Genomic DNA, 20,225 nt, shown 5'->3' with positions numbered 1-20,225 from the left:
CTTCTCTTCAGTCGTTTCTTTCTGCAAGGAGCTCGTACATGACCCGTCTGTTGCTGCCCCTTGAGCACCATCACGATAGCGCCGACCTCGGCGAAGATGCCCTGCTCGTGCGCCTGAAAAAGCTGCCACGTCGGGTACAGCAGGTGTTCCTGCTCAATCGCCTCGATCAACTGTCGTTCGCCGCCATCGCCCAGCGCCTGGACATCGGCGCACCGACCGTGGAACGGCATATGGGCCAGGTACTGCAGGCCGCCCTGCCGGTGCGCAGCGCCTCCAGCACTGCGGCGGCGCAATGGTATGTGCGCCTGCAGAGCCCGGACATCACCGCCAGCGAGCGCATCGACTTTCGTCGCTGGCTGGATGCCGCCCCCGAACACCTGCATGCGTTCCATGCCACCGAACTGCGCTGGCGCAACCTGCTGGCACCGGCCCGGCAACTGGGCGATGGGCACTGGTATCGCCAGGCCTGGGCCGGTGTTTCGCTGGGAGGCTGCTCGGTGGCGCTCGGCCTGGGGTTGGCAGCGGCGCTGGCGATCGGTTTCTGGTCGTGATCCAGGGGTGTAGAGTGGTTGGCACAACAACTCTACCGGAGCCTGGCCATGACCGTGACGCTGTCCCCCGTTAGCATCGATTGCGCATTCGATGCCGGCAACATCCTGCTCGTCGATGCCGGCAAGCCGTCCCGGATTCACCTGAACATCCGCCCCGACACCCACAGCGGGCATTTCCAGTGGTTTCACTTCAAGGCCAGCGGGCTGACGCCCGGGCATACCCACGCCTTCAGCCTGGACAACGCCAGCCAGTCGTCCTATAGCGCCGCATGGGAGGGCTACCAGGCGGTAGCGTCCTACGACCAGCAGAACTGGTTTCGCGTGCCGACCCGCTACGACGGCAAGGCCCTGCACTTCAGCCTTGAGCCCCGCGAAACACAGGCCTGGTTCGCCTACTTCGAGCCCTACCCGCGCGCGCGGCACAATCAGCTGATCGAGCGCGCCAGCGCCTTGCCGGGCGTCGAACTGCTGGCCACCGGGCGCAGCGTCGAAGGGCGCGATATCCCGTTGCTGCGGGCGGGCGACGGGGGCGCGGGCAAGCGCAAGCTGTGGATCATCGCCCAGCAGCACCCCGGCGAGCACATGGCCGAGTGGTTCATGGAGGGCGTGATCGACCGCATACAGGGCAACGATGCCACCGTGCAGGCCCTGCTGGCGGTCGCCGACCTGTACCTGATCCCCAACATGAACCCGGACGGTGCCGCTGCCGGGCACCTGCGCACCAATGCCAGGGGCAAGGACCTCAACCGCGCCTGGCAGGATGCGAACATCCAACACACCCCTGAGGTGCTGTTCGCCCAGCAGCAGATGAAGCTGTATGGCGTGGACCTGTTCCTGGATGCCCATGGCGATGAGGAAATACCCCATGTGTTCACGGCCGGATGCGAAGGCAACCCGGGCTACACGGATCGGATCGCGGCACTGGAGGAGCGTTTTCGCAGCACCCTGTGCAGCGTGACCCGGGACTTCCAGACCACCCACGGCTACCCGCGCAGCAAGCCTGGGCAGGCCAACATGACCCTGGCATGCAATGCGGTGGGCCAGGCGCATGACTGCCTGTCGCTGACCCTGGAGATGCCGTTCAAGGATCACGACGACGCGCCCGATGCGGTGACCGGCTGGTCGGGTGAACGCTCCAAGGCGCTGGGCAGCGCGGTGATCGACACCTTGGCGAAGCTGGTCGCAGAGCTGCGCTAGGGCTGACGCACCGCCGCCCCGCAGCGCTCCCCATCGCGGTTCAAGCCCGCCCCCACAAGGCTTGCAGTGCCCTGTGGGAGCGGCCTGACCCGCGATGAGGCAGGTCAGGCCGGCGGCGGCCCCGCCACCCGCACGCAATCATCCGGCCCCAGCACCCGCCCATCCGCCGCTCGCAGCTGCAGTGGGCCCACCGGCGCCCCGCTCTGGCGGTCCACCAGCACCGAATGCGCCTCGCCAGGCTGGTAGAAAAACGCCTCGCCCCACTGGCGCAGCCCCACGATCAAGGGAAACAACCCGCGCCCCTTCTCGGTCAGCACGTACTCCTGGTACGCGCTGCCATCCGACGCCGGCACCAGCTCCAGAATCCGGTGCTCCACCAACTGGCGCAAGCGCGAGGCCAAAATGTTCTTGGCCATGCCCAGGTTGCGCTGGAACTCGCCAAAGCGGCGCAAGCCATCAAACGCATCACGCACGATCAACAGCGACCACCAGTCACCGATCGCGTCCAGTGACCGGGCCACCGGGCATTCGGCATCTTGCAGGCGGGTACGTTGAACCATGATCGCTCTCGGCAGGCTGAAAAAAGTAGTTGCAATATAAAACCGGTCCTCTCAGCATACAACCAGTTTCATTATGCAACCACATAGGATATCGCCATGCCCGCCTCCCCTGCGCCCCGGCTTTCGCCGTGGCTCGCCCTGCTGTTCTCCGTCGCCTGCGCACTGGCGGTGGCCAACGTGTATTACGCCCAGCCACTGCTGGACGCGATGGCCCGCGACTTCGCCATCGACCCGGCGCTGGTGGGGCTGGTGGTGACCCTGACCCAGGTGGGCTACGGCCTGGGCCTGATACTGCTGGTGCCTCTGGGCGACCTGTTCGAGCGGCGCCGGCTGATCGTGCTGCAGTCGCTGCTGTCGGTGCTGGCCCTGCTGATGATCGCGCTGGCCACCAGCAGCGCCTGGCTGTTTGTCGGCATGGCCCTGACCGGCCTGTTGGCGGTGGTGGCGCAACTGCTGGTGGCGCATGCCGCCAGCGTATCGGCCGACACCGAACGCGGGCATGTGGTGGGCATGGTCACCAGCGGTATCGTGATCGGCATCCTGCTGGCCCGCACCCTGTCCGGGGCGATGGCCGATCTGGCCGGCTGGCGCTCGATCTACGCCCTGTCGGCAGCGCTGACCCTGCTGATGACCCTGCTGCTGTGGCGCGTGCTGCCCGCACACACGGCTGCGCGCCCCAACACTGGCTACGGCGCGCTGCTGGTGTCGTTGTGGCAACTGGTGCGCGAGCAGCCGGTGCTGCGCCAGCGCGCCCTGCTGGCAATGCTCAGCTTCGCCTCGGCCATGGTGCTGTGGACCCCGCTGGTACTGCCCCTGAGCGCCCCGCCGCTGTCGTTGTCGGCAACCGAGGTGGGCCTGTTCGGCCTGGCCGGCGCAGCCGGGGCGCTGGCCGCCGCGCGTGCCGGCGGGCTGGCCGACCGTGGCCTGGGGCAACGGGTCAGCGGCCTCTCGCTGCTGCTGATGATCGGTTCATGGGGCGCCATCGCCCTCACCCAGCAATCGCTGTGGGCACTGCTGCTGGGGGTGGTGGTGTTCGACCTGGGCCTGCAGGCGCTGCACGTGGCCAGCCAGAGCCTGATCTACCGCCTGCCGGCCGATACCCACAGCCGGCTCACCGCCGCCTACATGCTGTTCTACTCCATCGGCAGTGCACTGGGCTCGCTGGCCTCGACGCTGGCCTACGCCTGGGGCGGCTGGCTGCTGGTATGCGCGCTGGGCGCGGGGTTGAATGTGCTGGCACTGGGGTACTGGTGGCGCACCGTGCGCCAGCCGGCTCAGAACTGCACGTCGAGTATCACGCTGTCCAGGTAGTCGCCGGCCGGCGGCGTGGCCTGGTCGGTGTAGACCCTGGCGTTGTAGTTGAACACCTGGCTGCCGGCCGCGCTGCCACTGCCATTGCCGTTGCCCGGGTTGATGTCGGCGTCGCTGCTGGCGCGCCGCGCACTGCTCAGGCTGCCCCAGCGCACGCCCCCGCCACTCTTGAAGATGTCATAGGCCAGGTAGTTGCCGGCGCTGGATTTCATGCGCCGACGCCCGCCTGCCACGTTCTGCCCGTCATCCAGCCCCACCGTGTAGGCACTGCCCTTGGTACAGGCCAGGTTGACGTTCTGGCTCACCGTGGCGAACCCGCTGACCACCGGCGCGCTGCCGAACACGATGTTGGGCGAGCTGATCTGGCAGTCGTTGGTGACGGTCAGGTTGATGGTCAGGGTGGTAGTGGCGTTGAGCACCTGCCGCCCCAGGCAGGCGCTGCCCAGACCCAGCCCCCAGCAATAGTCGATGCTCCAGGCCACGGTGAACGTCTCCTGGTACAGGCCGGCCGCCACGTTGCTGGTCATTTGCGTGCGCAGGTAGATGGGCACGGTCTTGGGCGAGGTGCCGCCAAGCAGGCCCAGGGCATCGATGATGCCGTTGCGCGCAAAATCGTAGGGCTGGCCCCGGGTGATCGGGTAGCTGGTGCTGTTGTTGGCGTACAGCGTGTAGAGGATGACGTCGCCGGTGGGGCCCACCAGCCCGGTGGTGCCGTTGTTGGCGGTGAAGGTGGCCTTGAAGGAGTCATCCGAACGCAGCAGGGTCAGCAGCGAACCGGTGCAGCTCAAGCCGGCACTGGGCGCCGTGGTGGTCTGCACCGTGGTGCGTATCAGGGTGGAGTTGACCAGGCCGAAAGTGGCCGGCGTGGTTGCCAGCACCTGGCACAGCGCCTGGGCGCGCATGCCGGCCAGCAGTGCCAGCAGCGCAAGCAGCCCCGTCAGCCAGCGCTTCACTGACACACCAGCGGGCCGATCAGCGGCACCTGGTCGGCCTGCGCCTTGAGCTCGAACTGCACCCGGCAACTGCCGCCTCCGGCCAGTTGCACCACCAGGCTGTTGTGTTCGCTCAGGTCCTCCAGGTACACCAGGCCATCCCAGCCCACCACCGCCAGCGCGCCGCTCTGCTCGTGGCGTACCTGGCTGCCCACGGCCAGTTCGTTGTTGCCGGCATCCACCAGCACCACGCTGGCGGCCAGTACCCGGCGCAACGGAAATTCCAGCAGGTAGCCGGCGCCGCGCCTTACCGCCACACGCTGCTCCACATTTGGCGAGCGCACATCGGGGGGCAGTTCCAGCGGGTCGATCTCGTACTTGCCGCGGTAGTAGCCGCTGCCGTAGGGCACCAGCAGGTGCCCCTGGCTGTCGGTGTGCCCCACCACCTGGTTCTCGTAGCGCACCGGCACATCGGCAAAGCCTTCGGTGCTGACCAGCACGAAGGCGTCGTCGATGCGATTGGCCGCGAACACCCCGGCGTCCATCAGCACCACCGAGCCGCTGGCGTCGGCCCAGCGGGTCATGTTGTCGCTGCTGCCGTACACCCCGGCCTGCAACTGCACCGATTGCAGGCGCCAGGTTAGGTCGGCCTGACGGTAGGTTTCACGGTCGCCGCCGGCATAGCCCAGGTTGAACCCCACGCCGCCCTGGGCGGGTACGGCGCGGCTGTAGTTGACCCGCTGCAGGTTCTCGCCCTGCTGGTTGCGCTCCAGGCTCAGGGCCAGCGTGCCGTGCAGGTCGAAGGGCACCACCACCTGCGCCTGCACCGCCCACTGGCTGTCGTCCAGGTCGCGGTTGGCCGACAGGTACAGGCTGCTGTTGCCCCACAGCGGCTTGCTCCAGCTGAGGTTGAGCAGGCGCGTGCGTGAGTTGTCGGCGGCGCGCACGTCGAAGTAGCCCGCCCCCAGGCTGCCATAGCGTTGCAGGTTGAGGCTCAGGGTGACCTGCTCGCTGCGCTGGCTGAGGCGGATGTACGGGCTGTCGACCAGCGACAGGTCGGCGTAGTCGCCATGACGCTCCAGGCGCTGGTAGTTGAAGCCCAGCCAGCGGTTGTTGTACTGGTAGCCCAGGCTCAACTGCTGGCCACTGCGACCTTCGAAGCGGCTCTGGCTCAGCGCCGTGTTGAGCACGCCGAAGTTGCCCACCCGCAGGTTGCCGCCCAGCCCGCCCAGGCCCAGGGACCCGGCCGCCTCGGCATGGCTTTCCAGCGTGAAGTAGTCGGTCAGGCCATAGCGCAGGCTGCCCGCCGCAACGCCTGGGCCGTAGGCAAAGTCGCGCACGGCATAGTCGCGGCGCAGGGCGCCGGCCGCCACCGAGAAGTCCGCCAGCCCCTGTTGCAGCAGGCTGCTGGTGACGTAGAACGGCAACGTGGTCGAGACCTGCCGGCCAAGGGCGTCGGTGGTCACCACCACCGCCTCGCCGGCACCGTTGATGAACGGCACGTTGGTCAGGGTGTAGGGGCCTGGCTGCAGGTCGGCACTGGCGCTCTTGTAGCCATTGATGAACAGGTCCACCGACGAGGGCACCGCGGCTTCACCGGCGAAGGCCGGCAAGGGGTAGGTCACCAGGTCCGGGCGCACGGCAAAGTCCCGCGACAGCTGCACCCCGCCCACCCGCACCGAGCTGGTCCAGGGCAAGGCGCCGGTCAGCACGTCGCCGGCCTCGAAGGTCAGCAGGCGCGCTTCGTCGGTGTAGCGCCAGGTGGTGTCGTACCGCCGAAAACCTTCCTGGGCGCCTTCGTAGCCTGCCCCGCCGAGGCGCTGGCGCCACTGCCCGGTGGTGGAGAAGGTGCCCCAGCTGTCGAACACCCGCAGTTCGTTCCAGGCCGCCAGGTAGGTGCCCCCCTCATCGGTGTCGTTGAAGTAGGCGTCGTAGTTGAGCAAGGCGCCGAAACTGCTCAAGGCCTCGCCGGCCGGCCCCAGCGAGCGCTCGCCGATGCGCTGGTTGGGCAGCCACGCCGCCGGCACCTGCACCAGCAGCCGCTGGTTCTGGCTGTCGTACTCGCTGTGCAAGCCATCGATGGCGTCCAGCGCCAGTTCCGGGCCGGGCTGCCCGGGCAGTTGCACGCCCGCTGCCTGCAGGTCGGCGGTGGCCATGTACAGGCGCCCGGCCCGCTGGTGCACCAGCACCACGCTAGCGCTGCTCATCTGGTTGACCACCAGTTCCAGGTACAACGGCGCATCGGCGACAGCCTCCATACTCGCAGGGGGTGGCGGCAGTTCGCCTGCGACCGCGCTGCCCGCCAGCAGCACCGCCAGCGTCACGCTGCGGGTGCAGGCCAGAGAAGTACTCACGCACGCCGTCCCACCATGTCCGGGTCCTCCCTGGCCCCTGCTCCATCTTTCATGCGCCCTTGAGGCGCCGGGCTCAGTGACCCTGGTTGATGGTCTGGGGCGGCTCGGCCCCGTTGACGCGCCCTTTGAGCACACTGGCCGCCGAGGCTGCTGCAGGTGCCGGCCAGCGCATGCTCGCGCCGGGCAGTACATAACCCAGCAAGCCGTCGACCAGCGGCTTGCTCTGGGCGCCCTGCTGCATCACCACATCGGTGAGGCGCGCATGCACCGGCCCCACGTTGCGGATCTCGACGAAGGGCTTGCCTTGCTGCAATACCTGTCGCCAGCTCAGCAACGGCGTGCCCACGCCCGCTGCATCACGCTTGCCCTCGGCGTCCGGCTTGCTCCACAGCCCCTGGCCGTAGACGAACAATGGCACCGAGTAGCGCATCTGGAAGCGGATCTGCGCCTGGGAAGTCTGCGCATCGCTGGCCGGCAGGGCGGGTGGGATTTCGTCGATGATGATGCGGTAGGCCTGTTCCTGGCCGGCCGGCGACTGGCCGGTGCGGGTCAGGCGAATCAGCTGTTTCTCGCCCGGCTTGATGGTCGCCACCGGCGGGCTGCCGATGATCTCGCGCTGGGGCTGGAACTGGTCGTCATACCCGTCCTGGCGCCAGGCGAACACCCTGACCTGCAGGTTCGCCGGGGTGGTGCCACGGTTTTCCAACCACAACGCCCCGGCCTTCTGGTCGGCCTCCAGCACCGGGTCGATCGGCCAGATCAACACCGATGTGGCCGCCTGGGCGCCCCCTGCGCCGAGCAAGGCGCCCACCAGCAGCCACTTGCCCATCCCTTGCCATCCACGTGCGTACAGCGCCATGCACCCTCTCCTTTGGCTTGTTCCGATACAACCCCGGGAGCGCACTCACCAGGACAACACCACTTGCACCACGTCGGTGTAGGTGCCCGCCGGCAACACGCCGGGTAACTGGGCTTGCGCATACACCGGCAGCTTGATCGCCGTCGGATCGCTGTAACTGACCGCCACGAGCTGACCGATGCCCAGCACCTGGGACAAGGCCGCGTCGCGGTACAACTGATAGGCCACCAGCGAGGTACCGCTGGTGCGCTTGAGGTTGCGTACCCCGTTGTTGTTCAGGCCACCGTCGACGCTCATCTTCAGGGCCACCCCGGGCGTGCATTGCAGGGTCACCGTGGTGCCTGCCAGCTGGGTGTTCACGCTGGCGGCGCCGAGCGCCGGACGGGTGCCGAAGTCCAGGGTGCCGTAGTTGCTGGCGCCGCCCACCACCAGGCAACCTGCCGCAATCGTTGCGCTGACCTGAAGCGTGCTGGTGAGCGCGGCATCCAGCGGCATGGGCACTGCCCAGGCCAGCACCGCAAGGCCACCGAGCAGCCGGCGCATGACCTAGAAGCTCAGCTCGACCGCCACCGTGTCGGTGTACACCCCTGGCGGCAGCGACGGCTTGCCCACGGCGCGGCCGTACAGGTTGACGGTCTGCGCCATCCCGGTGCTGGTGGCGAGGGTGATGGTGCCGTTGATTGCCAGCAGATTGGTGTGCCCGGCATCGGTATAGAAGTCATAGGGCACGTAGTTGGTGCCCATGGCCAGCGCGCGGCTGCCACCGGTGGTGGCCGCGTCATGCGCGCCTGCGCCCACCTTCACCACCGGCGTGGCACCGGGCGAACACAGCACGCTGATGGCGCCGCCACCACCGGTGCCGATCACCTGGGCGCTGGCCTCGGTGAACAGGGCAATCTGCGAGCCGAAATCCAGGTTACCGAAGTTGACCCCGGTGGTGGCGGTCGAACCGTTCACCTGACAGGCCGCGGTCAGGGTCAGGGTGGCGTTGATATTGCCCGTGACCGTGGCCGCCTGGGCCTGGCTGGCAAGGGCCAGGCCAAGCCCGGCGAAGAGTATGCGTGAGACGTAGGGATGCATGAGTCACTCCTTGTTGTTACCAGTCCAGGGTCACCATCAGGGTGTCACGGTAGATGCCGGCCGGCAGCGCCCTGGGGTGTGCCACCACGGCGCCGTAGATCGGTATGGGGATTTGCGCAGCGCTGCTGATCGAGAAGTTGCGCTGTTGGCCGATGCCGTAGCGCACTGCACCGCTTGGATCGGCCGCCAGCTGGTAGGGGATGAGCTCGCTGCCGTTGCGCAGGCGGCGCACGCCGTTGGCATCGTTGCTGCCGCCATTGATGCTCACCGTGAAGGCCCGCACCGAGGGGTTGCAACTGACCTGGAGGGTGCCGCTGCCGCCGGTCTGGTCGAGGTTGGCGCTCAGCGGGCGGGCCCAGCTTGGCCCCTGGGTGCCGAAGTCCAGCAGGCCCAGGCCGCCACCTGCCGGGCTGTCGTCCGGCACATTGCTGATCTGGCAGGCTGCGCTGATCACCAGGCGTGCCTGGATATGCCCGCTGAGGGCGGCATTGGCCATCGGACACAACAGCAAGGGCCCGAGGCTGATCAACAGAATCTGCGATGTCTTCATGCTGCCAGTTCCTTTAGCACGCACAGGGTCACCAGGTGACGGTCACCTTGAGCAAGTCCGAGTAATGGCCGACACGGGGCACCTGGGCCAGGGTGTCGATGCGGGCGTACAGCGGCAGTTCCACCGACCCCGAGTCGGGTACGCGTGCGTGCTGGGCAATGTTCACCGCCAGCGGAGTGCGCCAGGCCGGGTCCTGGTAGAGGCGGTACGGGATGGGACGGGCCTGTGGCGTGTCGCTGGCCAGGTAGCGCACCTCGCCGACGCCGCCATGCTGGCCGCCATCGACCTTTACCTGGTACAGCGTGTCGGGGTTGCATTCCAGACGTGGGGGGCGTTGTTGCAGCAAGGCGCCGGTCAGCGGGCCTTGCGGATCGTCCAGGCGCGCGGTACGGCCGAAGTCGAGCAGGCCCTGGGCCTGGGCGCCGGCATCGCGGGTCTGGTGCACCAGCTGACAACCACGCTGTACATCCACGCGAACTTCCACCAGAAAATCTGCGGCGGCGGCAGCGTCTGCGACAACCAGCCCGAGCAGCGCAGCCAGAGAGCGTCCCTTCACCGTTACCCTCCTTGCAATGCAGGATCCATCTGTTCCAGAGGGTAGCAGCCGAAGAAAAACCTGCCAGCAAGCTCGGAAATGTATAGGCCGCGTACAAGAACCTTCCTACATGACCTGCCAGGCACGACATGACTGGCAGCCCAACCCCCTATTCGGTACATTAGCGCCGCCCACTCAGCCGGCCCCTGTGCCCGGCACCCCCAAGGAGCCTGAGATTGACCGCCTTACCGCCGTCCTGGATCCGTTCGCCGCTACGCGCCCTGCGCCAGCGCCTGGCTGCCCGTGCACACCCGCCGGCCAAGCGCCTGGCGGCTGTTGAAGTCGATGAATTCTTCCGACGAAAGGCCGATGAGCAGGGCTATACCTTGAGCCACGGCCAGCAGCGGGTGATCGCCTGCATGGCCGAGCAGGCCGCGCACCTGGCTGACGGCACGGCGCGCAGCCTGTACCTGTACGGGGCGGTGGGACGGGGCAAGAGCTGGCTGCTGGACGGCTTCTTCCAGTCACTGGAGCATCCGCACAAGCGCCGCCTGCACTTTCACGATTTCTTCGCCCAGTTGCACGAGGGCATGTTCCGCCATCGCCAGCAGGACGATGCGCTGGGCGCGACCCTGGACGAGCTGCTGCAAGGCTGCCAGGTGCTGTGCTTCGACGAGTTCCACGTGCACGACATCGGCGACGCGATGCTCATCACCGGCCTGTTCAAGGCGCTGTTCGAGCGCCGCGTGTTCGTGCTGCTGACCTCCAACTACCCGCCTGCCGGGCTGCTGCCCAACCCGCTCTACCACCAGCGCTTCGAACCGGTGATCCGCCTGATCGAGGCGCACATGCAGGTGCTTGAAGTGGGCGGCGAGCAGGACTACCGCAGCCACCCGGCCTCCGGCAGCCAGCAGCGCTTCACCCAGGGTCACTACCTCTGGCCCGGCAGCCCGGCGCAGCGCCATGCCGCCGGCCTGGATCAGGCCGGCGCGCCGGTAAGGCTGCAGGTGGGCAAGCGCTCGCTGCACGCCCTGTTCAGCCAGGAGCGCGCGGTAGGCTTCAGCTTCGAGGCGATCTGCGAGCAACCCACGGCGGTGATGGACTACCTGGAGCTGGCGCGCCGCTACGACCACTGGGTGATCGAGCACCTGCCGGACCTGGCGCAGTGCTCGATGGCGGCGCAGCAGCGCTTCATCAACCTGGTGGACGTGCTGTATGACCAGGACAAGCATCTGGTGCTGGTCGGCCAGGCCTCGCTGTGCGAAAGCCTGGGCGGCAGCGCCATCGACCTGGCCCGCACCCGCAGCCGGCTGGGCCAGCTCAATGTGCTGGGCCCGGTAGCCTGCCCGGGTTGACCCTCAGCTGGCCCGCGCCAGGCTGGCCAGCACCCCTTCTATCTCGGCCAGCACGGCCGGGTCGTCCAGGGTCGAGGGCGGGGTGTAGGGCTGGTGGTCGGCGATCTTGCGCAGCACCGCCCGCAAAATCTTGCCCGAGCGGGTCTTGGGCAGGCGCTTGACCACCCGCACCTGGTTGAAGCAGGCCAGCGCGCCGATCTGCTCGCGCACGCTGGCCACCAGTTCGGCCTGCAACTGCTGCTCGCTCAGGCTGACCCCGTCCTTGAGCACCACCAGGCCCAACGGCACCTGGCCCTTGATTTCGTCGCGCACCCCCACCACCGCGCACTCGGCAATCGCCGGGTGGCGCGCCACCAGGTCTTCCATCTCGCCGGTGGACAGCCGGTGCCCGGACACGTTGATCACGTCATCGGTGCGCCCCATGATGTAGACGAAACCGTCCTCGTCGAGGTAGCCGCCATCGCCGGTGTGGTAGTAGCCGGGGTGGCTGTGCAGGTAGGCCTGCAGGTAGCGCGCATGGTCGCCCCACAGCGTCTGGCTGCAGCCGGGTGGCAGCGGCAGTGCGATCACGATGGCACCCTGCTCGTTGGGGCCCAGAAGGTGCCCGTCGTCGTCCAGCACGCGCACGTGGTAACCCGGCACGGCGCGGTTGCTCGAACCCGGACGCACCCCGCAACCTTCCAGCCCGACGCAGGGCGCGGTCACCGGCCAGCCGGTTTCGGTCTGCCACCAGTGGTCGTGCACGGCCTTGCCGCTGGCCGCCTCCAGCCATTGATGGGTGCTGGAGTCGAGTTTTTCCCCGGCCAGGAAGATCTGGCGCAGCGAGCTCAGGTCATGGCGCTTGAACAGCTCGCCCTGCGGGTCTTCCTTGCGGATTGCGCGCATGGCCGTGGGTGCGCAGAACAGCCCGTTGACCCGGTACTGCTCCACCACGCGCCAGTAGGCGGCAGCGTCCGGGGTGCGGATCGGCTTGCCCTCGTAGAACACCGTGGTGCAGCCGTTCATCAGCGGCCCGTATACGATCAGCGAGTGCCCCACCACCCAGCCCACGTCGGAGATGCCCCACCACACATCCCCCGGCTGCATGCCGTAGATATGGCGCAGGGCAAAGCGCAGCGCCACGGCGTTGCCGCCGTTCTCACGCACGATGCCCTTGGGTTTGCCGGTGGTGCCGGAGGTGTACATGATGTACAGCGGGTCGCCTGCGGCCAAGGTCACCGGTGGCACCGGGCTGGCCGCAGCCACTGCCGCCTGCCAGTCCAGATCGCGGCCTTCGCGCAGCTCGGCGCGGGCCTGCGGGCGCTGCAGCACCAGCACCTGGCGCGGCTGGTGGGTGGCCAGTTGCAGGGCCTTGTCCACCAGCGGCTTGTATTCGATGACGCGGTCGAACTCCAGCCCGCAGGAGGCGGTGAGCAGCAGCGCAGGCCGCGCATCGTCGATGCGCAGGGCCAGCTCGTTGGCGGCAAAGCCACCGAACACCACCGAATGCACCGCGCCGATGCGGGCGCAGGCCAGCATTGCCATGGCCGCCTGCGGCACCATCGGCATGTAGATGATCACCCCATCGCCCTGCTTCACCCCCAGCTCGCGCAACAGGCCGGCCAGGCGCGCCACCTCGTCGCGCAGTTGCACGAAGGTGTAGGTCTGTCGGGTATCGGTGACGGGCGAGTCGTAGATCAGTGCGGTCTGTTCGCCACGGCCCTGCTCGATCTGGTGGTCGAGGGCCAGGTAGCAGCTGTTGAGTTGCCCGTCGGCAAACCACTGGTGGGTGCCGTCGGGGTTGGCCACAAGGGTCTGCGCAGGCTTGCGGTACCAGGCCAGGTGGTCAGCCTGTTCGGCCCAGAACGCAGCGGGGTCGGCAATGGAGCGGTCGTAGCTGTGCTGGTAAGTCATCGATCGGTAACCCTGAACTTTGTTGTTATTAAAAGGGCGAATATCGAGTATGGACGCCAATTGCGCGCCTGCCATGGTACTTAAGTCGGGTATCATCGCCGCCGTCTTCATTGCCCTTGCAGCCCCTTCATGCACACCCTCGACGACCTCAGGCGCGGCCGCCTGGCAGGTGCCACCCGCCTCGACCTGAGCTGCGGGCTCACGCAGTTCCCGGATGAGATCTTCGAACTGGCCGACAGCCTCGAAGTGCTCAACCTGAGCGGCAATGCGTTGAGCAGCCTGCCCCATGACCTGGGCCGGCTGCACCGGCTCAAGGTGCTGTTCTGCTCCCACAACCGGTTCACCGAGGTGCCGGCCAGCGTAGGCCAGTGCCTGCGCCTGGAAATGGTCGGGTTGCGCAACAACCGCATCACGCACCTGCCGGCCGCCGCATTGGGCCCCAACCTGCGGGCACTGGTGCTGACCGAGAATTGCCTTGAACAGTTGCCCGACGCACTGGGCGACTGCCAGCAGCTGCAAAAGCTGATGCTGGCGGGCAACCGCCTGCGCGCCCTGCCGGCCAGCCTTGCGCGGTGCCAGCGGCTCGAACTGCTGCGGGTGTCGGCCAACCGGTTGAGCGAACTGCCCCAGTGGCTGCTGACGATGCCCCGCCTGGCGTGGCTGGCGTATGCCGGCAACCCCTTGCCCCAGGGCCTTGCGGCGCCGCAGGCGCCGGGCCGGTGCGACGCCATCGACTGGCACGCCCTAGAGCTGGGCGAGGTGCTGGGCCAGGGCGCCTCCGGGGTGATTCACCGCGTGCAGGTGGCGGGCCGAAAGGCGGCGCTCAAGCTGTACAAGGGCCAGATGACCAGCGATGGCTCGCCGCTCAACGAAATGCAGGCGTGCGTGGCAGCTGGCGCCCACCCGAACCTGATCCCGCTGCTGGGGCAGGTAGCCAACCACCCGCACCAGGTGCCGGGGTTGCTGATGGCGCTGGTGGGCACCCACCTGTCTGCCCTGGCCGGGCCGCCCAGCCTGCAAACCTGCACCCGAGACGTCTACCCGCCTGACCTGTGCCTTGGCCTGCAAGCCGCAACCCGGCTGGCGACGGCCATCGCGTCGGTCGCGGCGCACCTGCACCAGCGCGGCATCACCCACGGCGACCTGTACGCGCACAACATCCTGTGCGATGCACAGGGCAGCGCGGTGCTCGGGGACTTTGGCGCGGCATCATTCTTTGCGCAGGATGGCAGTGTTGCAGCAGACGCATTGCAGCGTATCGAGGTGCGGGCGTTCGGGGTGTTGCTGGGGGAACTGCTGGCGTGTTGCGGGGAGGCGTCAGAGGAACTGGCGGACCTGCAGGCGAGCTGTGTTCAGCCGCAGGTGCTGGCAAGGCCGGATTTTGCGCAGGTTGAACGGGTGCTTCGCCGGCAAGGCCGGCTCCTGCAAGAGGCGTAGGAGCAGGCCTTGCCGGCGAAGTGGGTTATCAGCCCGCCAGGCCGACGTACACGTTCTGCACGTCGTCGTTGTCGTCGATGGCTTCCAGGAATGCCTCGACTTCAGCCATGTGCTCGTCGCTGAGCCCGCTGACCGGGTTCTTGGGGGTGTAGCCGATCTTGGCCGAGATCACCTTGAAGCCCTGTTGCGGCAAGGCCTTCTGTACCGCGTCCAGGTCGGTGGTGTCGGTGATGAACAGGGTCGAGCCCTCTTCTTCACCTTCCGCGAAGTCCTGTGCACCGGCTTCGATGGCGGCCATTTCCGGGTCGGCATCAGGGGTTTCAGGGCTGGCTTCGATCAGGCCGACGTGGTTGAAGTCCCAGGCCACCGAACCCGAAGCGCCCAGCTGGCCCTTGCGGAACAGCACGCGAATCTGCGCCACGGTGCGGTTGACGTTGTCGGTCAGGCATTCGACGATCAGCGGCACCTGATGCGGGGCGAAGCCTTCGTAGGTAACGTGGTGGTACTGCACCGCGTCGCCATCCAGGCCCGCGCCCTTGCGGATGGCGCGTTCCAGGGTCTCTTTGGTCATCGAGGCCTTCTTGGCCTGTTCCACGGCCAGGCGCAGGCGCGGGTTCATGTCCGGGTCGGCACCGGCCTTGGCCGCGATCTGGATCTCCTTGGACAGCTTGCCCATGATCTTGCCCTTGGCGTTGGCTGCTACTTCTCTATGCTTGGCTTTCCACTGTGCGCCCATCTCGACTCTCTTGTTTCAGCTGCCGGTTCAGGTAGCGACCAGCAAGGTGGCGTGCAGTTTATACAGGCTGCGCCGGGCAATCGACAAAAAAACGCTGGGCTGTTGCCGGGCCTGGTGAACCCTTCGCCGGCAAGGCCGGCTCCTACTGGCGTTGCAGGAGCCGGCCTTGCCGGCGAAGAGGCCAGCATCCATAGCCTAGAAATCACTTTAAGTTGTGATTTTTATTTCATATATATCAATCAGATAAGTCAACAACCTCATGTAGTTAAGCAGCTTCACGCTGCGCCACTGCCTGCGCCGCCGCCAGCATCGCCCTGAGCAGCACGGCGCACCCGGCCGCCAGGTCCTTGGGGTCGGCATTCTCGATTTCGTTATGGCTGATGCCGCCCTCGCACGGCACGAAGATCATCCCGGCCGGGCCCAGTTCGGCCAGGAAGATCGCGTCGTGCCCGGCCCCGCTGACGATGTCCATGTGCGACATGCCCAGCCCCTGCGCCGCGCTGCGCACCGCCTCCACGCAGCCCTTGTCGAAGTACAGCGGCGGGAAGTCCGCGGTGGGCGTCAGCGTGTAGGTCAGCCCGTGCTGCTGCGCGGTCGCGGCGATCACCTCCTGCACCTGGGCGATCATCGAGTCCAGCCGCGCCGGCTCCAGGTGGCGAAAATCCAGGGTCATGCGCACCTCGCCGGGGATCACGTTGCGCGAGCCCGGGTACGCCTGCAGGCAGCCCACCGTGCCGCACGCATGGGGCTGATGCTCCAGAGCCACGCGGTTGACCGCCGCCACCACCGCACTGGCGCCTACCAGGGCGTCCTTGCGCAGGTGCATCGGGGTCGGCCCGGCGTGGGCCTCGACACCGCGCAGGGTGAGGTCGAACCATTTCTGCCCCAGCGCGCCGAGCACCACGCCGATGGTCTTGCGCTGGTCCTCCAGGATCGGCCCCTGCTCGATATGCGCCTCGAAATAGGCGCCCACCGGGTGCCCACTGACCGCGCGGGTGCCGGCGTAGCCGATCGCATTCAGCGCCTCGCCCACGCTCACGCCCTGGGCATCGCGCTTGGCCAGCGTCTCCTGAAGGGTGAACTTCTCGGCGAACACGCCCGAGCCCATCATGCACGGCGCGAACCGCGAGCCCTCCTCGTTGGTCCACACCACAACCTCAAGTGGCGCCTCAGTTTCTATCTGCAAGTCATTGAGTGTACGAAGAACTTCCAGCCCGGCCAGCACCCCGAAGCAGCCATCGAACTTGCCGCCGGTGGGCTGGGTGTCGATGTGGCTGCCGGTCATTACCGGCGGCAGTTGCGGGTTGCGCCCGGGCCGGCGGGCAAAGATGTTGCCCACCCCGTCCACGCTGACGGTGCAGCCGGCAGCCTCGGTCCATTGCACGAACAGGTCGCGGGCCTGGCGGTCCAGGTCGGTCAGGGCCAGGCGGCATACGCCGCCTTTGGCGGTGGCACCCAGTTGCGCCAGCTCCATCAGCGACTGCCACAGGCGCTGGCCATCGATGTGGGCCTGGGTACTTTGCAGAACGTCCTTAGCGGTTTGCATGAGCATCTCCTGCTTGGCCGGCCTCTGCGGGCCGTGGGGTTACACGGTGGGTTTGAGGCTGGTGGCACGCGCGCCCTTCAGGCTGCCCAGGGCGTAGTAGATCACCCCGCCCAGCGCCGAGCCGGTGAACCAGCCGAAGTCGTAGAACCAGCTGAACGCCGGGCTGTGCAGCGACAACAGGGTCAGCACCACCGGCACGCCGAAGGCGATGAAGCCGGTCGCGTTCCAGGCCGGGTACACGTCGTCGCGGTACAGCCCGGCAAGGTCGAGGGTCTGCTTGCGCAGCAGGAAGTAGTCCACCACCATGATCCCGGCAATCGGCCCCAGCAGGCTGGAATAGCCCAGCAGCCAGTTGGAATACACCGACTCCAGGCTCACGTCCGAGACGATCAGGCCGAGTTTCTTGAGCAGCTCATGGGCCATCAGCAGCAGGCCCACCAGCCCGGTCAGCAGCACGGCGGTGGTACGCCCGATCCACTTGGGCGCCAGGTTCTGGAAGTCGTTGGTGGGCGAAACGATGTTGGCCGCGGTGTTGGTCGACAGTGTGGCGATGATGATCAGCGCCATGGCCAGCGCCACCCACAGCGGGCTCTGGATATGCCCGATCAGGCTCACCGGGTCGGACACCGTCTCGCCCACCAGCGAGGCCGAGGCAGCGGTCAGCACCACCCCCAGCGCGGCAAACAGGAACATGGTCAGCGGCAGGCCGAAGATCTGCCCCAGGATCTGGTCCTTCTGGCTTCGGGCGTAGCGGCTGAAGTCCGGGATGTTCAGCGACAGCGTGGCCCAGAAACCCACCATGGCGGTCAGCCCGGCGAAGAAGTAGCCGGTCACGCTGGCGCCTTCGGGGCGCTTGGGCGGCTGCGCCAGCAGTTCGCTGAACGACACGTTGGGCAGCGCCCACACCAGCAGCCCGGCACCCACCAGCACCAGCAGCGGTGCCGACAGGGTTTCGAGCCACTTGATCGACTCGGCGCCGCGCAGCACCACCCACAGGTTGAGGCACCAGAACAGCATGAAGCCGATGACCTCGCCGGTGCCGCCCAGCGCCTTCCATTCCGGCCAGAACGAGCCCAGGAAGAGGTGGATGGCCAGCCCGCCGAACATCGTCTGGATACCGAACCAGCCGCACGCCACCAGCGCGCGGATCAGGCACGGCACGTTGGAGCCGATGATGCCGAACGAGGAGCGCAGCAGCACCGGGAACGGGATGCCGTACTTGGTGCCGGGGAAGGCATTGAGCGTCAGCGGGATGAGCACGATGGTGTTGGCCAGCAGGATCGCCAGCAGCGCCTCGCCCACCGTCAGGCCGAAGTACGCCGTGAGCACCCCGCCCAGGGTGTAGGTGGGCACGCAGATCGACATGCCGACCCACAGTGCGGTGATGTGCCATTTGTTCCAGGTGCGCTGCCCCACCTTGGTCGGGGCGATGTCATGGTTGTAGCGAGGGCTGTCGAGGACGTCGGTGCCGGCGTCGAGCTCGAACAAGCCGTCACGCTCGCTCACTTGCGATCGGGTCTGGTGCATTGGCCGCTCCACTTTTCTGGTTATGTGCACCTCGCGATGAGGCGCCGGAGTCTTGCGCGTGCAGGTAAGGCAATCACGGTCAGGTGATCTGAGAAATCTTGACCATTTACGCATCCTGTCAAGCAAGACAGGACTCGCCAGAAACCTCTCCTAACCCGTAAAAAGAAGTTTTATTCTTATTTTTCAATAAGTTGAAAACAGAATAAGCATATAAAAAATAATCTTGCCCAATCCCGGATCGCCAACTAGATTCAATTCTTGACGGCGATGACAGGATTACTCCGGCGCCGATCACGACAAAAATCTAGAGCCGGTAGCAACCGGTCAAGCCTGCGAGGAGCTTCGTGATGACGCTTTTGATTCGTGGCGCCACCCTGATTACCCATGACGAGAGTTACCCGGCCGACGTGTACTGCGCAGACGGCCTGATCCAGGCCATCGGCCACAACCTCGACGTCCCCGCCGGCTGTACCGTGCTCGATGGCAGCGGGCAGTACCTGATGCCCGGCGGCATCGACCCCCACACCCACATGCAGCTGCCCTTCATGGGCACGGTGGCCAGCGAGGACTTCTACACCGGCACCGCCGCCGGCCTGGCCGGCGGCACCACCTCGATCATCGACTTCGTGATCCCCAACCCGCAGCAATCGCTGCTCGAAGCCTTTCACCAGTGGCGCGGCTGGGCCGAGAAATCGGCGGCCGACTACGGCTTTCACGTGGCCATCACCTGGTGGAGCGAGCAGGTGCGCGAGGAAATGGCCGAGCTGGTCAACCACCACGGGGTGAACAGCTTCAAGCACTTCATGGCCTACAAGAACGCGATCATGGCCGCCGACGACACCCTGGTCGGCAGTTTCGAGCGCTGCCTGGAGCTGGGCGCGGTGCCCACGGTGCATGCCGAGAACGGCGAGCTGGTGTACCACCTGCAGCGCAAGCTGCTGGCCCAGGGCATCACCGGCCCCGAAGCGCACCCGCTGTCGCGCCCTTCGCAGGTGGAAGGCGAAGCGGCCAGCCGTGCCATCCGCATTGCCGAAACCCTCGGCACCCCGCTGTACCTGGTGCACGTGTCCACCCGCGAGGCGCTGGACGAGATCACCTATGCCCGCGCCAAGGGCCAGCCGGTGTACGGCGAAGTGCTGGCCGGGCACCTGTTGCTGGACGACAGCGTGTACCAGCACCCCGACTGGCAGACGGCGGCCGGCTATGTGATGAGCCCGCCGTTTCGCCCGCGCGGGCACCAGGAGGCCCTGTGGCACGGGCTGCAATCGGGCAACCTGCATACCACCGCCACCGACCATTGCTGCTTCTGCGCCGAGCAGAAGGCCGCGGGGCGTGACGATTTCAGCCGTATCCCCAACGGCACGGCGGGCATCGAGGACCGCATGGCGGTGCTGTGGGACGAAGGCGTGAACACCGGCCGGCTGTCGATGCAGGACTTCGTCGCCCTCACCTCCACCAACACCGCCAAGATCTTCAACCTGTACCCACGCAAGGGTGCGCTGCGGGTCGGCGCCGATGCCGACCTGGTGCTGTGGGACCCGCACGGCACGCGCACCATCTCGGCCAAGACCCACCACCAGAATGTCGACTTCAACATCTTCGAAGGCAAGACAGTGCGCGGGGTGCCCAGCCATACCATCAGCCAGGGCAAGCTGGTGTGGGCCGACGGCGACCTGCGCGCCGAGCGCGGCGCCGGGCGCTATGTCGAACGGCCGGCATACCCGGCGGTGTTCGACCTGCTGAGCAAGCGTGCGCAGCAGTGCAGGCCCGGCGCGGTCAAGCGCTGAGCCTTTAAAGCATCG

At 66.9% G+C, this 20,225-nt stretch carries 18 protein-coding genes; 6 read left to right on the top strand and 12 right to left on the bottom strand.

The window, feature by feature from the left end; genetic code table 11:
* The first annotated feature begins 38 nt into the window (after positions 1 to 38).
* Both FW760_RS02335 and FW760_RS02330 read left to right on the top strand, forming a co-directional pair.
* Positions 39 to 551, top strand: a complete 513-nt coding sequence (locus FW760_RS02335; protein ID WP_043863965.1) for a DUF4880 domain-containing protein — start codon at positions 39 to 41, stop codon at positions 549 to 551.
* A 48-nt stretch (positions 552 to 599) separates the two neighbouring features.
* The gene (locus tag FW760_RS02330; protein ID WP_446443549.1) at positions 600 to 1,748 is read left to right on the top strand and encodes a M14 family metallopeptidase; all 1,149 of its coding nucleotides are present in this window, start codon (positions 600 to 602) and stop codon (positions 1,746 to 1,748) included.
* Positions 1,749 to 1,852: 104 nt separating this feature from the next.
* Here FW760_RS02330 and FW760_RS02325 read toward each other — a convergent pair whose 3' ends face one another.
* A complete protein-coding gene (locus FW760_RS02325) occupies positions 1,853 to 2,308 on the bottom strand; it encodes a winged helix-turn-helix transcriptional regulator (RefSeq protein WP_043863967.1) in 456 nt (151 codons plus the stop codon).
* A gap of 96 nt (positions 2,309 to 2,404) precedes the next feature.
* Here FW760_RS02325 and FW760_RS02320 point away from each other — a divergent pair, with 96 nt between their 5' ends.
* Positions 2,405 to 3,619 carry an MFS transporter gene (locus FW760_RS02320; protein WP_043863968.1) on the top strand — a complete coding sequence of 405 codons (1,215 nt, stop codon included), beginning with the start codon at positions 2,405 to 2,407 and terminating at the stop codon, positions 3,617 to 3,619.
* Here FW760_RS02320 and FW760_RS02315 read toward each other — a convergent pair.
* The 7 genes from FW760_RS02315 to FW760_RS02285 all read right to left on the bottom strand — a co-directional run bounded on the left by FW760_RS02315 (position 3,583) and on the right by FW760_RS02285 (position 9,950).
* Positions 3,583 to 4,572: a Csu type fimbrial protein gene (locus tag FW760_RS02315; protein WP_446443548.1), complete on the bottom strand. Its 990-nt coding sequence runs from the start codon at positions 4,570 to 4,572 to the stop codon at positions 3,583 to 3,585. The genes FW760_RS02320 and FW760_RS02315 overlap by 37 nt on opposite strands.
* Positions 4,569 to 6,809: a fimbria/pilus outer membrane usher protein gene (locus FW760_RS02310; RefSeq protein ID WP_116055334.1), complete on the bottom strand. Its 2,241-nt coding sequence runs from the start codon at positions 6,807 to 6,809 to the stop codon at positions 4,569 to 4,571. The genes FW760_RS02315 and FW760_RS02310 overlap by 4 nt, the downstream gene beginning before the upstream one ends.
* Before the next feature lie 169 nt (positions 6,810 to 6,978).
* On the bottom strand, positions 6,979 to 7,764 hold the full coding sequence (locus tag FW760_RS02305; protein ID WP_434093270.1) for a fimbrial biogenesis chaperone: 786 nt from the start codon (positions 7,762 to 7,764) through the stop codon (positions 6,979 to 6,981).
* 45 nt (positions 7,765 to 7,809) lie between these two features.
* The gene (locus tag FW760_RS02300) at positions 7,810 to 8,307 is read right to left on the bottom strand and encodes a Csu type fimbrial protein (RefSeq protein ID WP_043863969.1); all 498 of its coding nucleotides are present in this window, start codon (positions 8,305 to 8,307) and stop codon (positions 7,810 to 7,812) included.
* Positions 8,308 to 8,310: 3 nt separating this feature from the next.
* Positions 8,311 to 8,844, bottom strand: a complete 534-nt coding sequence (locus tag FW760_RS02295; protein WP_446443547.1) for a Csu type fimbrial protein — start codon at positions 8,842 to 8,844, stop codon at positions 8,311 to 8,313.
* Positions 8,845 to 8,860: 16 nt separating this feature from the next.
* Positions 8,861 to 9,394, bottom strand: coding sequence for a Csu type fimbrial protein (locus FW760_RS02290; protein ID WP_043863971.1), 534 nt, complete (start codon positions 9,392 to 9,394; stop codon positions 8,861 to 8,863).
* Positions 9,395 to 9,422: 28 nt separating this feature from the next.
* Positions 9,423 to 9,950: a Csu type fimbrial protein gene (locus FW760_RS02285; protein ID WP_078481712.1), complete on the bottom strand. Its 528-nt coding sequence runs from the start codon at positions 9,948 to 9,950 to the stop codon at positions 9,423 to 9,425.
* Positions 9,951 to 10,165: 215 nt separating this feature from the next.
* Here FW760_RS02285 and zapE point away from each other — a divergent pair, with 215 nt between their 5' ends.
* On the top strand, positions 10,166 to 11,284 hold the full coding sequence (gene zapE / locus FW760_RS02280; protein ID WP_167400187.1) for a cell division protein ZapE: 1,119 nt from the start codon (positions 10,166 to 10,168) through the stop codon (positions 11,282 to 11,284).
* A 3-nt stretch (positions 11,285 to 11,287) separates the two neighbouring features.
* Here the strand turns inward: zapE and FW760_RS02275 are convergent, their stop codons facing one another.
* Positions 11,288 to 13,177, bottom strand: a complete 1,890-nt coding sequence (locus FW760_RS02275; protein WP_446443546.1) for a propionyl-CoA synthetase — start codon at positions 13,175 to 13,177, stop codon at positions 11,288 to 11,290.
* A 129-nt stretch (positions 13,178 to 13,306) separates the two neighbouring features.
* Between FW760_RS02275 and FW760_RS02270 the strand changes: the two genes are divergently transcribed.
* Positions 13,307 to 14,614: a leucine-rich repeat-containing protein kinase family protein gene (locus tag FW760_RS02270; RefSeq protein ID WP_446443545.1), complete on the top strand. Its 1,308-nt coding sequence runs from the start codon at positions 13,307 to 13,309 to the stop codon at positions 14,612 to 14,614.
* A gap of 28 nt (positions 14,615 to 14,642) precedes the next feature.
* On the opposite strand, the gene FW760_RS02265 is transcribed toward FW760_RS02270, so the two are convergent.
* From FW760_RS02265 to FW760_RS02255, 3 genes are all read right to left on the bottom strand, one after another.
* The gene (locus FW760_RS02265; protein ID WP_043863975.1) at positions 14,643 to 15,350 is read right to left on the bottom strand and encodes a YebC/PmpR family DNA-binding transcriptional regulator; all 708 of its coding nucleotides are present in this window, start codon (positions 15,348 to 15,350) and stop codon (positions 14,643 to 14,645) included.
* 265 nt (positions 15,351 to 15,615) lie between these two features.
* Positions 15,616 to 16,896: a Zn-dependent hydrolase gene (locus FW760_RS02260; RefSeq protein ID WP_043863976.1), complete on the bottom strand. Its 1,281-nt coding sequence runs from the start codon at positions 16,894 to 16,896 to the stop codon at positions 15,616 to 15,618.
* Between the two features lie 39 nt (positions 16,897 to 16,935).
* Positions 16,936 to 18,423, bottom strand: a complete 1,488-nt coding sequence (locus tag FW760_RS02255; RefSeq protein ID WP_043863977.1) for an NCS1 family nucleobase:cation symporter-1 — start codon at positions 18,421 to 18,423, stop codon at positions 16,936 to 16,938.
* Between the two features lie 347 nt (positions 18,424 to 18,770).
* Between FW760_RS02255 and hydA the strand changes: the two genes are divergently transcribed.
* On the top strand, positions 18,771 to 20,210 hold the full coding sequence (gene hydA / locus FW760_RS02250) for a dihydropyrimidinase (protein WP_054914390.1): 1,440 nt from the start codon (positions 18,771 to 18,773) through the stop codon (positions 20,208 to 20,210).
* Positions 20,211 to 20,225: the final 15 nt, after the last annotated feature.

This window comes from Pseudomonas sp. 1176_21 (genome assembly GCF_052850635.1).
This window is presented reverse-complemented; position numbering and strand designations above follow the sequence as displayed.

Excerpts from the sequence above, each read along its gene's own strand:
- FW760_RS02335 (WP_043863965.1), top strand. The coding sequence starts at position 39 with ATGACCCGTCTGTTGCTGCCCCTTGAGCACCATCACGATAGCGCCGAC.
- FW760_RS02330 (WP_446443549.1), top strand. The coding sequence starts at position 600 with ATGACCGTGACGCTGTCCCCCGTTAGCATCGATTGCGCATTCGATGCC.
- FW760_RS02325 (WP_043863967.1), bottom strand. The coding sequence starts at position 2,308 with ATGGTTCAACGTACCCGCCTGCAAGATGCCGAATGCCCGGTGGCCCGG.
- FW760_RS02320 (WP_043863968.1), top strand. The coding sequence starts at position 2,405 with ATGCCCGCCTCCCCTGCGCCCCGGCTTTCGCCGTGGCTCGCCCTGCTG.
- FW760_RS02310 (WP_116055334.1), bottom strand. The coding sequence starts at position 6,809 with ATGGAGGCTGTCGCCGATGCGCCGTTGTACCTGGAACTGGTGGTCAAC.
- FW760_RS02305 (WP_434093270.1), bottom strand. The coding sequence starts at position 7,764 with ATGGCGCTGTACGCACGTGGATGGCAAGGGATGGGCAAGTGGCTGCTG.
- FW760_RS02300 (WP_043863969.1), bottom strand. The coding sequence starts at position 8,307 with ATGCGCCGGCTGCTCGGTGGCCTTGCGGTGCTGGCCTGGGCAGTGCCC.
- FW760_RS02295 (WP_446443547.1), bottom strand. The coding sequence starts at position 8,844 with ATGCATCCCTACGTCTCACGCATACTCTTCGCCGGGCTTGGCCTGGCC.
- FW760_RS02290 (WP_043863971.1), bottom strand. The coding sequence starts at position 9,394 with ATGAAGACATCGCAGATTCTGTTGATCAGCCTCGGGCCCTTGCTGTTG.
- FW760_RS02275 (WP_446443546.1), bottom strand. The coding sequence starts at position 13,177 with ATGACTTACCAGCACAGCTACGACCGCTCCATTGCCGACCCCGCTGCG.
- FW760_RS02270 (WP_446443545.1), top strand. The coding sequence starts at position 13,307 with ATGCACACCCTCGACGACCTCAGGCGCGGCCGCCTGGCAGGTGCCACC.
- FW760_RS02265 (WP_043863975.1), bottom strand. The coding sequence starts at position 15,350 with ATGGGCGCACAGTGGAAAGCCAAGCATAGAGAAGTAGCAGCCAACGCC.
- FW760_RS02260 (WP_043863976.1), bottom strand. The coding sequence starts at position 16,896 with ATGCAAACCGCTAAGGACGTTCTGCAAAGTACCCAGGCCCACATCGAT.
- FW760_RS02255 (WP_043863977.1), bottom strand. The coding sequence starts at position 18,423 with ATGCACCAGACCCGATCGCAAGTGAGCGAGCGTGACGGCTTGTTCGAG.
- hydA (WP_054914390.1), top strand. The coding sequence starts at position 18,771 with ATGACGCTTTTGATTCGTGGCGCCACCCTGATTACCCATGACGAGAGT.